Origin of the sequence: Haloferax profundi (assembly GCF_001469865.1) — an archaeon.
Taxonomy (GTDB): Archaea; Halobacteriota; Halobacteria; order Halobacteriales; family Haloferacaceae; genus Haloferax; species Haloferax profundi.
Map to the genome: position 1 here is coordinate 1 of NZ_LOPV01000149.1, position 11,712 is coordinate 11,712.

Consider the following 11,712-nt stretch of genomic DNA (forward strand, 5'->3'; position numbering starts at 1 on the left):
GCCCCGACGGTGCCCGCCCCGGTGACGACGTACTCGTGACGAAAGGCCCCGCCGTCGAGACGACAGGTCTCTTGACGACGCTCTTCCCCGAGGGATTCGACGGCCTCGACGCCGACGTCCTCGAAACCGCACAGGAACGCCTCGACGAGACGGACGCCGTCCGCGACGCGATGACCGTCTCGGCCGCTGGCGGTCGAAACGTCCACGCGATGCACGACGCGACCGAATGTGGCGTCCACGGCGCACTCAACGAGATTGCAGAGAGCGCCGGCGTCCAACTCGAAATCGACGAGTCGAGCATCCCGTTCCGGCCGGCCGTCCGCGACGTGTGCGACTATCTCGACATCGACCCGTGGCGTTCGACGACGGCCGGGACGCTCGTCGTCGCACTCGACCCGTCCGTCACCGACGACGTGATTGCGGCACTCGAGGCTCGTGGAACCCCCGTCGGTGTCGCGGGGACTGTCGTCGACGGCGAAGGCGTCGTCGTGGACGGCGAGCGAATCGAGCACCCTGACGTAGACCCGTCGTGGGAGGCATACGAACGACTCGCCACGTCGGCGACAGGAGAGTAAGACGCCACCCCGAACCTCGACCGACACGTTGTGTCACGGTATCTGGAATTTCTTTCAATCAGTGAACACGATTGATGCTATCTCCGACCATACATTCTGCCGTCATGGTCGTAACGAAGTGGCGAGCAGTCGCCTTCGGGTTCGGTGTCACACTCCTCTTTTCGTTGGTCGCATCGCTCGCCGCACAACTCGCTATCCTCGGGGGTGCAGTCGGTGGACTCGTCGGTGGGTGGGTCGCAGGCTACTACGCCAATAGCGGACGGGTGAGTGGTGCGTGGAATGGGTTCCTCGCGGGGTCGATTGCCGCGTTGTCCGCCATCGCGGTGCTCGTCGTGGTGGGTCTGTTCGTCTCGCTCTTCAGCCTCTCTCTGGGAGGGGTGTTCGCAACCTTCGGCCTCGCGTTCACGTTCCTCCTGTTCGCGCTCCTCCACGCGATTCCCGCGACAGTTGGTGGTCTCATCGGAGGCATGTACCCTCGCGAGGAGGCCGAAGAGACCAGTCAACCAGCGGCGTGACTGTCTTGGTTCTCGACTTCTTCACTGCGACCACCTTCCGAGCGTCGCTCAGATACCGTCTTTCAACGCATCCGAGACGCTGTCGAGTGCCGCGTCTGCGACGTCGACACTTGCCGTCAAGCTGAGAAACCCGTGTGGCATCGCGGGATAGTGGTCGTGGACGACGTCGACACCCGCCGATTCGAGGGCTGTCGCGTACGCTGTACCTTCGTCTCGAAGCGGGTCGAATCCGGCCGTGACGACGTACCCCGGCGGCAGGTCGGCGTGTGAGTCGGCCCGAAGCGGTGCCGCGAACGGATTGTGCCGGTCGACCGGCGACCGAAGGTAGGTTTCGTGCGCCCATAGTACGTCGCGGCGAGTGAGCAGTGGGCCGTCGGCGTTCTCGGAGAGTGACTGGTGGTCGCTGGAGAGGTCGGTCATCGGGTACAAGAGGAGTTGCGACTCGATTGTCGGCCCGCCGAACTCCCTGACGTGGAGGCACGTCGCTGCCGCGAGGTTCCCGCCTGCGCTCGTTCCGCCCACGGCCAGTCGGTCGGCGTCCCCACCGATGCTGGCCGCGTTGTCAGCGACCCACTTGGTCGCCCGCACACAGTCTTCGAGGCCTGCCGGGAACGAGTGTTCCGGTGCGAGTCGGTAGTCCACGGAGACGAGGACGCGCCCTGAACGCGTCGCGAGACGTCGACAGACGCCGTCGATGGAGTCGAGCGTCCCCATCGCCCAGAGGCCTCCGTGGAAGAAGACGAGGGCCGGTCGCGTCTCGCCGGGGGCTGGATGATAGATTCGAAGCGGAATCTCGCCGGCAGGTCCGGGAATTGCGAAGTTCGTAATTCGCGCGACGTCGGGGGCGTCTGTCGCGGCGAACACCTCGTCTTCGACGCGTCGCGCGCTCTCGACACCGAGTGCGGACCACTCTGGGATGCCGAGTCGTTCGACGTCGTCGACGACTGCCTGCGCTTGCGGGTCGAGCGTGTCCGTCGCGGACACAGCACCATCACCTGTGGGAGACGTGTCGTCGCCGAAGAGAACCATATCTGAGGCGCGCAGGCGAGCGTGAAAAACACCACGCCGTACGGTCCGCAAACATACTTGCGCCGAGCGACTAACTCGCGGTCATGAACGACGAGGGCGACACACCGACACTCGACCGTGCCCGCGAGATGGACGCCGCCGACCCACTTTCGGACCTCCGCGACCGGTTTCACGTCCCCGAAGGCGAACTGTACATGGACGGGAACTCGCTCGGGCCACTCTCGGTAGACGCCGAAGCGGCGCTGGACCACGTCGTCGGCGAGTGGCGTGAACTCGGCATCCACGGGTGGACCGACGCCGACCCCGACTGGTTCACCTACGGCGAACGACTCGGTGACCGACTCGCACCGCTCGTCGGCGCAGGTCCCGAGGAAGTCGTCGTCGCCAACTCCACGACGGTCAACATCCACACGCTCGTCGGCACGTTCTACGACCCGGAACGCGGCGAGAAAATCGTGGTCGACGCCCTCGACTTCCCGACGGACCACTACGCGATTCGGGCGCAACTGCGTCAGCGCGGTGTCGACCCCGACGAAGCCCTCCGCGTCGTCGAGAGCCGAGACGGCCGGACTATCGAGACAGAAGACGTGCTCGCGGCCATCGACGACGACGTGGGGATGGTGTTTCTCCCGTCGGTCCTCTACCGGAGCGGCCAGTTGTTCGACATCGAGGCCATCACCGATGCGGCACACGACGCGGGCGCCTTGGCTGGGTTCGACCTCGCGCACTCGGTCGGCGTGATTCCGCACGAACTGTCGGCCATCGGGGTCGACTTCGCGGTCTGGTGTCACTACAAGTACCTCAACGCCGGTCCCGGTGCTATCGCCGGCCTCTACGTCAACGAACGGCACTTCGGTGTCTCTCCGTCACTCGCCGGGTGGTGGGGCAACGACAAAGAGACGCAGTTCGACATGGCACTCACCTACGACCCGGCGCACTCGGCCGGCGCGTTCCAGATTGGAACGATTCCCATCCTGGCCGCCGCACCGCTGGACGGCACACTCGACGTCGTGGAGGATGCTGGCGGCGTCGCCGCACTCCGCGAGAAGTCGCTCGCGCTCACCGAGTTCCTCATCGACCTCGTGGACGAGCGACTGCCGGAGTGCGAGGTCGGAACCCCACGCGACCCGGCGGCCCGCGGCGGTCACGTCGCCATCGAACACCCCGAAGCGTACCGTCTCAGCCTCGCGCTGAAAGAACGTGGTGTCGTCGTCGACTTCCGCCCGCCGAACGTGGTTCGCGTCGCACCCGCGCCGGCCTACGTCGGATTCGAAGACGTGTTTCGGGCCGTAGAGCATCTGCGTGAGATACTGGACGGAAAGGAATACGAACAGTTCGAGACGCGAAGTGGTGGGGTGACGTGAGGCCGAGGAGAACGGACAGTGGACGGTGCTTACCAGTCGATGACGCGCTTGTCGCGCCAGAACTTCCCGGACGGACTACCGGGTTTGAACTGCGCCAGCCACGTCGGCGTCTCGGCACCCTTCTCGACGGACCGCGAGGCGTTCTCACCGCCCATGTCCGTGCGGACCCATCCGGGACAGACCGAGTTGGCGACGAGGCCGTCGTCGCCGTACTGGCCTTCTAAGTAGGCGGTGAGGCCGTTGATGCCGGTCTTCGAGATTCGATACGACGGCGACCCGCCGGATTGCTCTTCTTGGAGTGCGCCCATGCCGGAGGAGACGTTGACGACGCGCCCGCCGTCGTTCTGGAGGAGAAGCGGGACGGCGTGTTTGCACATCAACATCGGTCCGCGCAGGTTGACGGCGAGGGTTCGGTCGATTGCGTCCGTCGGTTCGGCCACGATATCGTTGTCGAATTCACCGATTCCGGCGTTGTTGACGAGGATGTCGAGTCGGCCCTCGGCGGCGAAGATGCCGTCGACGGCCTCTTCGATGTCACCTTCCTGTGTCACGTCGAGGAGGACGCGTTCGGTTCCCTCTGGTGTCTCGTTCGTGACGCTGCGCGACCCGGCGTAGACCGTCGCTCCGAGGTCACGGAGGTTTTCGGCGATTTGGCGGCCGATACCTCGGTTCGCGCCGGTGACGAGCGCAACTTGCCCGTCGAGGTCGTCGTACACGTCGGGTTCCATACGACTGCCTGAGCACTCGGGGCGGTTATTCTCACCGAAAATCAGTGACCGGGCGCGTGTGACTCAGTCGACGACGACTTCGACTTCACGGAACTCGTCGCCGGTCCACTCGTGAGCGGTCAGTCGCCCGTCCGGGTTGCAGATGAGGTAGACGTACCCCGGCCACGACGCCTGTGCGCGGTCGGCAGCGCTCGGAATCGGTGCCGACTCGGGGTGTGAGTGGTAGAATCCGACCACGTCGTCTCCTCTCGATTCGACGTCGTCGAAGGCTGAGACCGTCTCTGCGGGGTCGAGTTCGTAGGCGACCCGCGGGTCGGCGGCGACGTTCGAAACGGGGAGTGTGGCAGAGATAGCGTTTGCTCGGTGGTCCCCCACGAGGACGCCACAGACTTCTTCGGGAGGGACTTCGGCGGCACCCTCGCGAGCGTGAGCGAGTATCTCGTCGCGGGCGTGTGACGCGAGCGTTACGTTATTCGAAGTCACGGCGCATCGCAATCTCGAACCACGGGCAGAGACGCAGTTGACGGTACCACTCGGGGTGGTCGTGGAGGTGCTCGTAGTCCACCCAGAGCATCCCCGCGATTTCGTCCTCGTCGGGGTCGAGACTGGTGTCTTCGAGCGTGACCTTCAGGACGGCACAGACCTCCCACTCGAGGCCGGCGTTCTCGTAGTAGCGCTTGTACTCGAACTTGTCCGTGACGCGCAGGTCGGAGTACTGGTCGGGCGTGATGCCGAGTTCCTCTTCGAGTCGCTCTTCGGTCGCTTCCTCTTGAGACTGCCCTTCGACGGGGTGAGAAGCGACGGTGCCGTCCCAGTGGGTGTCCCACAGGCGCTTGTTCGGTGCGCGCTGTGCGAGGAGCAGTTGGCCCTCCTCGTTGAACACGAGACAGGTAAAGGCGCGGTGGCGGATGCCGTCGCCCGTGTGCGCGTCGAGTCGGTTGACGGTCCCCTCCGGATTGTCGTCGGAGTCGACGGCGATGACGTCCTGTGCTGCGTTCTTGTGGAGTTCCGTGGCCTCGTCGGCCGCTGCATTGCTCATGTCCGTCTCGTCGGAGGCGGGGGTCAATTATGCTTCGATGCGGGACAGGCCCGACCCGGTCGCAGTCTGGTCGCGCGCCGGCCGTCTCGCGTCACCCGAGGCGTTCGTCGAGAATCAAGCGCGTCTTCGTACTCTTCACGTCGTCGTGCTCGCGTGCCCGCGTGATGAGGTCGTTGACCGCGCGCGTGTCGGCGGCGTCCACGACGAGGACGATGTCCTCTTCACCCGACACCTGCCAGACGAAGTCGACGTCCTTCCACTCGGACATGAGTTCCGACACGTCGTTCGTATCGACGTCGACTGCGACGGTCACCTCTATCATCGCCTTCAGGTTGCCCGTGCGGGTCGCAATCGTGAATCGTTCGATGACGCCTTCGTCGACTAGTCGCTCGACGCGGTTGCGGACCGTCCCTTCTGACGTCCCGACTTCCGCCGCAATCTCCGTGTTCGGGGTCCGTGCGTCCCGTCGGAGGATGTCGAGGATGCGTCGGTCCAACTCGTCCATACCCCACGTGCCGTCCCCAGCGACTTACCGATTACGAATTTCGTAACTCGGCTTCGAAAGCAACACTTATGCACCCCGGTTCCGTTCGTTTCTCGTAATGTCGGACGCCTATCTGGCCCTGGAAGACGGCCGCGTCGTCGAAGCGCGTGGTCGCGTTCCGGGACGCACACGTGGTGAACTCGTGTTCACGACCGCATACACCGGATACGAAGAGAGTCTGACCGACCCTTCGTACGAAGAACAAGTCCTCACCTTCTCGTACCCCCTCATCGGGAACTACGGCGTCCGAGCCGAGCGATTCGAGTCCGACCGGGTCCACCCGCGCGCCGCCGTCGCCCGCGAGTTCACCGACGACGTCGTCGAGTGGCTCGCCGACGAGGGCGTCCCGGCGGTCGACCACATCGACACCCGTGACCTCGTGACGTCGATTCGTGAAGAGGGCGCGATGAAGGTCGGAATCGCCGTCGGCGAGGATGCGACCCCGGAAGCCGCGAAAGAAGAACTCGCGAAGTGCAAGGGCATGAGCGAACACGTCGACATCGGCGCACAGGTCACGACGCCCGAACTCACGACCTACGAGGGTGACGGCGACACGACGGTCACGCTCGTCGACTGTGGAGCGAAGCAGTCTATCGTCGACTCACTCGTCGAACGCGGCGCGACGGTTCACGTCGTCCCGTACGACGCGACGGCGGACGACGTGTCTGCGCTCGACTCCGACGTGCTGTTCATCTCGAACGGCCCCGGCGACCCGGAGAACTTCACTGCGACCCGCGAACTCGTCGAAGACTTCGCCGGCGACGTCCCCATCGCGGGCATCTGTCTCGGCCAACAAATCGTCGCGAGCGCACTCGGCGGCACCACCGAGAAGATGGCCTTCGGCCACCGCGGCGTGAACCAACCCGTCCGCGACCTGCACACTGGGAAAGTCATCATGACGACCCAGAATCACGGCTACACCGTCGCAGACCCCGGCGAACAACTCGACGTGACGCAGGTCAACGTCAACGACGACACCGCAGAAGGCCTCGAAAGCGAGGAACTGAGCGTCATCACGCGTCAGTACCACCCCGAGGCCCACCCCGGTCCCCACGACTCACTCGGCTTCTTCGACGACGTCCTCTCCATGGCGGACGGAGAGGGAAATGGCCGTAAGCGGCGCGTCGTCGCCTCGGACTGACCGCACCGACCGATAATCCACGGTTCTTACCAGTTGCGAACCACTTTCTATCCAAACGACGAGTAGCAGCACCGTCGGGTGGTTTGGCGTATTAATCGAGTCACTCTGTGAGGGGTACTGTCAAGCACGCTGGACACGTCTATACTCTCATGGGGGACGCATCGCTCATCGAGCGCGGATTCGACGAACTGCCAGCGGAAGTGGCGCTTCTCGACGCTCGTGGTGATATCGTCTACACGAATCGCGCGTGGCGAGCGTTCGCGGAAGCGAACGGGTTCGTCGGTGACGTGGACACGCTTGGCGTCAACTATCTCGCTGTCTGCGAGGCTGCCCGCGACGAGGACGAGACTGCGGGTCTCGTCGCCGACGGCATTCGCGCGCTCCTCCGAGGCCAACAGGACCTGTTCGCCATCGAGTACCCGTGCCATTCGCCAACGGTCTACCGATGGTTCATGATGCGGGCTGTTCCCTTCGATACACCGCGACACGGGCGATTCGTCCTCGTCATGCACCTCGACATCACCGAGCGCCGACTCGCAGAGTTGCAAGTCAACGAGAAGAACCAACACCTTGCGATGCTCGCGCACGTCCTCTCGAAAGAGCTCAAAGAACCACTCACGACGGCCATCGAGAAAGCAGGCCGACTCGTGGCGAAAGACGGTCCTGACGCGTCGTCGCTCACGAAGATACTCTCGCGCATCGACACCATCATCGAGCAGAGCGTCACGCTCGCCGACCAGGTGGCGACGCTCGAACTCGAATCGGTCGACTTCCGCGAGTACGTCGATTCCGAGTGGGAAGACGTCGAGGCCGGGAACGATATCGACTTCCGTGTGGTTGGTGGGGGTGTCCTCGCCGCAGACGAACACCTCTTCGGACTCCTCCTCAGTTCACTCTTTGCGAACTGTATCCGCCGGAGCTCTGTTCCGGGGTACCCATCGGAAATCGTCGTGGGAGCGACGATAGACGGGTTCTACGTGGACGACGACGGCCCACGTCCCACTGAGGAGGAGCGTGCCGCGACGGGACAAGACCAGTTGCTAGGTGTCGATTACGACTCGGTCGAGCTCTCTGTTACCAGACGTATCGCCGACTTGCACGGGTGGACGCTCGACATCACCGAGTCAGAACTCGGCGGTGCCCGGTTCGAAGTTCGCGGCATCGCGTGGCGGTGACGACGACACGTCACGTGCGTGCTGATGGTGATTACGAGAGGTCTGCTTCCATCACGAACGTCGGTTGTTCCGCCACGTCGCTCCGCGCGACAGAGACGTCTGAGACCCACTTGACGCCCTCGGGGACGAGGACACGCGTTCGGTCGGCACCGACCGCCGCCGCGTCGCGCCGGATGGCGTCTATCAGCGCAGTGCAGGCGCCCCCGTCGTCCCACGCGGCGACTGCGTACTCGGCCCACGTCACTTCTCCTTCGTCGTCGAGTTCGCGCGAGTACGTCCTGTTGCGGTAGGTGAACCCGCGGACTCTGTCGTCGCCGACGACGAACAGTCGGTCGTCTGCCGCCGCGTCGTGCAGTCGAGACCGGGTCAGTTCGGAGACGGCCCACGATTCGTTGGCGTCGAGGGCGAGTCCGGAGAGTTCGGTTCGCATCTCGCTGTTGGTCCAGAACGCCCACGCTCCGTCGGCGTCGTCGGTGACCGAGAGGGTCGGTGTCGCGTCGGGGTCGGGGTCGGGTGTTGCCCAGCGGAACTCCATGCCGGGGTCGAATCCGACGTGTCGGGCGTTGGCGAGACTCGGGACGTTCCACGAGAAAATCATGTTCCGGACTCGTTTCGCACCCTGGTCGCGCGCCCAGTCGAAGAGGGCGTGCGTGAGTTCGGTCGCGAGGCCTTGCTCGCGGTAGTCCGGTGCGACGCGCATTCCCTGTGCCCACGCTTCGTACTCCGAGAGCACGACCATCTGCGCGATGGCCGCAACCTCGTCCGAAGGCGTCTCGTCGCCCATATCGACGAGGAGGGTCGCCTGTTCGGCGTCGCCGGGTTCTATCCACTCGTGGTAGATGTCGGGGATGTAGTCTGACCCGCCGCGGTCTGCCCACGTATCGCGGGTGAAGGCGACGACTGCGTCGTAATCCTCGGGTCGTGCGGGTCGTATCTCCATCAGGTTACTCCCACGGGACGGAGCGTTCGGTCAGTTCGCCTTCGAGATTCCGACCCATCGCATCTGCCGGGTCCGAGTGGTTCGCGAGCGCCCACATGAGTTTCACTTTCGCGGTTCCGGGGAGGGTGTCTCCTGCTTCGACGACGCCTGCGTCGAGGAGGTCACGACCGGTGTCGTAGACGCGGTCACAGACGCGGCCTTCGAGACACTGAGAGGTCATGACGACGACGGTACCGTCCTCGACGAGTTCCTCGATTCGCGGGATGAGGTCGGTGTGGATGTGCCCGAGACCCGTGCCCTCGATGACGAGGCCCGCTTTGTCGTCGAGGTAGTCGAGTGCGGCGGGGTCCATGCCGGGCGTGAACTTCACGAGTTCGACACCGGATTCGAGGTCGGAGTAGAGCGCGAGTTCCTGTTCGCCGCGCGCGGTGTAGTCCCGGCGGAACGTGACTTCCTCGGCCTCGTAGTCGACTTCGCCGAGCGGTTTTGCGCCGATAGTCTGGAAGGCGTCGCGCCGCGAGGTGTGGTTCTTGCGGACGCGCGTCCCCTCGTGGAGGGCGCACACGTCGTCGGACTCCGAGGCGTGCATACAAATCATGACCTCTGCGGCGTCGGCCTTCGCGGCTTCGACGGCGCAGACGGCGTTCATCACGTTGTCCGACGACGGACGGTCCGCAGAGCGCTGACTGCCCGTGAAGACGATGGGGACGGGCGTGTCGAGCATGAAGGACATCGCCGACGCGGAGAACTGCATCGTGTCGGTGCCGTGCATGACGACGACGCCGTCGGCACCCGCCTCGATTTCCTCGGCGATGGCCTCCGCGAGGTCGACCCACACGTCGGTCGTCATGTTCTCCGAGAGGATGTTAGCGACGACGCGCCCGCGGTAGTTCGCGCGCCCGGCGAGGTCCGGCACGGCGCGAAGCACGTCTTCGGCGTCGAACTGCGCCGTCACGGCACCCGTTCGGTAGTCGACTGTCGACGCGATGGTCCCACCAGTGGAGATGAGTGAGATGGTCGGCAGGTCTTCGTCGAACTCGATTTCGGAGGTTCCGTCGCTGTCGGTCTGTGCGTCTTCGATGTCGTAGACGTCTGTCTCCAGTACGTCGACGTCCGCGTCGGCGCGCTCGATGCCGACGTTGTAGCCGCCGTCGAGTTTGACGACGAGGTACTCGTCGGTGGAGGAAGGCATCAAGACGCCTTCGTTCGTGACGCCCGCGCTGGTCACGCGGACACGGTCCCCTGCGTTCATATCGCGGGATACCGCGGGGGCAGACTTCAAACCCACCTTTTTATCGGAGGGGTGGCTGAGCCACCCCTCCGACAAAAACCTGGAGGGAAAAAGGCCGAGAGGCTCGCGTTGCTCGCCTCTCGGTACGATAACTGGACCGTACTGTCCGGGACACCTCCGCAAAGTGGCCCATCTAGTCGACTCAATATGACGATGGGTCAGGTAACCGGCCCAAGAGTTGCTACACTTCTACTGTCTCTTCGTCGATGTCGCCACTTGAATTGACTCGTAACGTCGTCGATTCGTAGTCTTGAATGGTGTCGCTGTAGGCTTCTGTGCCGTCTACGTACAGGGTAACGTCACAGGTTTCGGCATCAACGTCGCGTCTGAGGGTTTTGCCTTCGCCCGGTTGTATCTCGAATTCCTCGTCTCGGCACCTCGCGTCGAGCACAACCTCACCAGAGAACGCAGAACTCACGAATACCCGAAGCATCTCGGAGCCCTCACACAGTTGGTACGAGCCGCATTCGTCCGTCGTGCCAACGTCGTTCTCGGGACTTCGTGTGGATGCACCACCCGTACAACCAGAGAACGCGACAAGTGAGCCAGCAACAGCGAGAACCTGTCTGCGTTTCACGTCGTCAAATTCAATTGACATACCAAGTGTCTTGTGAGTGCTCACCACCACGCCCGGCACAAGAGCCATCACCATCGCAGACGACCTAGCAGATATGCAACGGTCGGACCAAAAGGAGTCTGAGCGGTCCGTCGACGACATCCTCGCTGGATTGAATCTCGACGAGGACGAATCGACGCCGACGAAGGACTCGAAACGCGGTGGTGGTCGTCTCGGCGGCCTGTTCTCCCTCCGGACGTTCCTCGTCGCCCTCGTGCTCTCTATCGGTGGCCTCCTCGTTGGCGGTGCAATCCCCATCGTCGGCTTCATCGGGCGGTTCGTCGGCATCGCCGCAGTCGGATTCCTCCTCGGACTCGTCGGGTCGAAGCGTCGGTACGTCGAAATCGGCCTCGCGGGCGCTATCGCCGCGGGCCTCGCGTTCGTCCTCTCGACGCTGTTCTCGGTGTTTGCACCGTTCGCCGTCTCGCTGCTCGCGGACTACGGGCTTGCAATCGCGGGTGTGGGTGCGCTCAGCGGTGCCCTCGCCGGACTCGTCGGCCACTACTTCGGACGCGATTTGAAAGACGGCCTGACGAGAGAGGTGTAGCCGGGGCGTGGCGGTGATTACTTGACGGTAGAGAACCGTTTCTTCAGTGACAACAACTGAGACACATGACCCGAATTGGTTCCTCCCTCCAGAAGCTCCCCGATACGTGGCGGTACGCGCTCGTCGGTGGCCTGCTTTCGCTCCCGTTTACAGTTGCTAGCTACGCGCAGACCCGTTCCGAGTTATCGCTCTCGGCGGTGCTCGTCGG

General features: G+C 63.8%; 14 protein-coding genes. 6 read left to right on the forward strand and 8 right to left on the reverse strand.

The window, feature by feature from the left end; genetic code table 11:
• Both AUR66_RS07620 and AUR66_RS07625 read left to right on the forward strand, forming a co-directional pair.
• A partial coding sequence (locus AUR66_RS07620) for an AIR synthase-related protein (protein ID WP_269432570.1) occupies nucleotides 1-575 on the forward strand: 575 nt, incomplete at its 5' end.
• A gap of 104 nt (nucleotides 576-679) precedes the next feature.
• Nucleotides 680-1,090, forward strand: a complete 411-nt coding sequence (locus AUR66_RS07625) for a DUF5518 domain-containing protein (protein ID WP_058571864.1) — start codon at nucleotides 680-682, stop codon at nucleotides 1,088-1,090.
• Between the two features lie 48 nt (nucleotides 1,091-1,138).
• Here AUR66_RS07625 and AUR66_RS07630 read toward each other — a convergent pair whose 3' ends face one another.
• Nucleotides 1,139-2,119, reverse strand: a complete 981-nt coding sequence (locus AUR66_RS07630) for an alpha/beta hydrolase (RefSeq protein ID WP_058571865.1) — start codon at nucleotides 2,117-2,119, stop codon at nucleotides 1,139-1,141.
• A gap of 83 nt (nucleotides 2,120-2,202) precedes the next feature.
• Here AUR66_RS07630 and kynU point away from each other — a divergent pair, with 83 nt between their 5' ends.
• Entirely contained in the window at nucleotides 2,203-3,483 is a 1,281-nt protein-coding gene (kynU, locus tag AUR66_RS07635; RefSeq protein ID WP_058571866.1) for a kynureninase, read from the forward strand.
• A 29-nt stretch (nucleotides 3,484-3,512) separates the two neighbouring features.
• Here the strand turns inward: kynU and AUR66_RS07640 are convergent, their stop codons facing one another.
• The 4 genes from AUR66_RS07640 to AUR66_RS07655 form a co-directional block, all read right to left on the reverse strand.
• Nucleotides 3,513-4,211 carry an SDR family NAD(P)-dependent oxidoreductase gene (locus AUR66_RS07640; RefSeq protein WP_058571867.1) on the reverse strand — a complete coding sequence of 233 codons (699 nt, stop codon included), beginning with the start codon at nucleotides 4,209-4,211 and terminating at the stop codon, nucleotides 3,513-3,515.
• A 63-nt stretch (nucleotides 4,212-4,274) separates the two neighbouring features.
• The gene (locus AUR66_RS07645; RefSeq protein WP_058571868.1) at nucleotides 4,275-4,694 is read right to left on the reverse strand and encodes a desampylase; all 420 of its coding nucleotides are present in this window, start codon (nucleotides 4,692-4,694) and stop codon (nucleotides 4,275-4,277) included.
• Nucleotides 4,681-5,250 carry an isopentenyl-diphosphate Delta-isomerase gene (gene idi, locus AUR66_RS07650; protein WP_058571869.1) on the reverse strand — a complete coding sequence of 190 codons (570 nt, stop codon included), beginning with the start codon at nucleotides 5,248-5,250 and terminating at the stop codon, nucleotides 4,681-4,683. Before idi ends, AUR66_RS07645 begins: the two co-directional genes overlap by 14 nt.
• A 91-nt stretch (nucleotides 5,251-5,341) precedes the next feature.
• A complete protein-coding gene (locus tag AUR66_RS07655) occupies nucleotides 5,342-5,755 on the reverse strand; it encodes an Lrp/AsnC family transcriptional regulator (RefSeq protein WP_058571870.1) in 414 nt (137 codons plus the stop codon).
• A gap of 97 nt (nucleotides 5,756-5,852) precedes the next feature.
• On the opposite strand from AUR66_RS07655, the gene carA reads away from it, so the two are divergent.
• Nucleotides 5,853-6,935 carry a glutamine-hydrolyzing carbamoyl-phosphate synthase small subunit gene (gene carA / locus AUR66_RS07660; RefSeq protein WP_058571871.1) on the forward strand — a complete coding sequence of 361 codons (1,083 nt, stop codon included), beginning with the start codon at nucleotides 5,853-5,855 and terminating at the stop codon, nucleotides 6,933-6,935.
• A gap of 149 nt (nucleotides 6,936-7,084) precedes the next feature.
• A complete protein-coding gene (locus AUR66_RS07665) occupies nucleotides 7,085-8,110 on the forward strand; it encodes a sensor histidine kinase (RefSeq protein WP_058571872.1) in 1,026 nt (341 codons plus the stop codon).
• 31 nt (nucleotides 8,111-8,141) lie between these two features.
• Here the strand turns inward: AUR66_RS07665 and AUR66_RS07670 are convergent, their stop codons facing one another.
• The 3 genes from AUR66_RS07670 to AUR66_RS07680 all read right to left on the reverse strand — a co-directional run bounded on the left by AUR66_RS07670 (nucleotide 8,142) and on the right by AUR66_RS07680 (nucleotide 10,939).
• Nucleotides 8,142-9,050, reverse strand: a complete 909-nt coding sequence (locus AUR66_RS07670; RefSeq protein WP_058571873.1) for a GNAT family N-acetyltransferase — start codon at nucleotides 9,048-9,050, stop codon at nucleotides 8,142-8,144.
• Nucleotides 9,051-9,054: 4 nt separating this feature from the next.
• Nucleotides 9,055-10,302 (reverse strand): Glu-tRNA(Gln) amidotransferase subunit GatD, encoded by a 1,248-nt coding sequence (gene gatD, locus AUR66_RS07675; protein ID WP_058571874.1) that lies wholly within the window; start codon nucleotides 10,300-10,302, stop codon nucleotides 9,055-9,057.
• A 220-nt stretch (nucleotides 10,303-10,522) separates the two neighbouring features.
• Nucleotides 10,523-10,939: a hypothetical protein gene (locus AUR66_RS07680; RefSeq protein ID WP_331456991.1), complete on the reverse strand. Its 417-nt coding sequence runs from the start codon at nucleotides 10,937-10,939 to the stop codon at nucleotides 10,523-10,525.
• Between the two features lie 73 nt (nucleotides 10,940-11,012).
• On the opposite strand from AUR66_RS07680, the gene AUR66_RS07685 reads away from it, so the two are divergent.
• A complete protein-coding gene (locus AUR66_RS07685) occupies nucleotides 11,013-11,504 on the forward strand; it encodes a hypothetical protein (protein WP_058571875.1) in 492 nt (163 codons plus the stop codon).
• The last annotated feature ends 208 nt before the right edge of the window (nucleotides 11,505-11,712 follow it).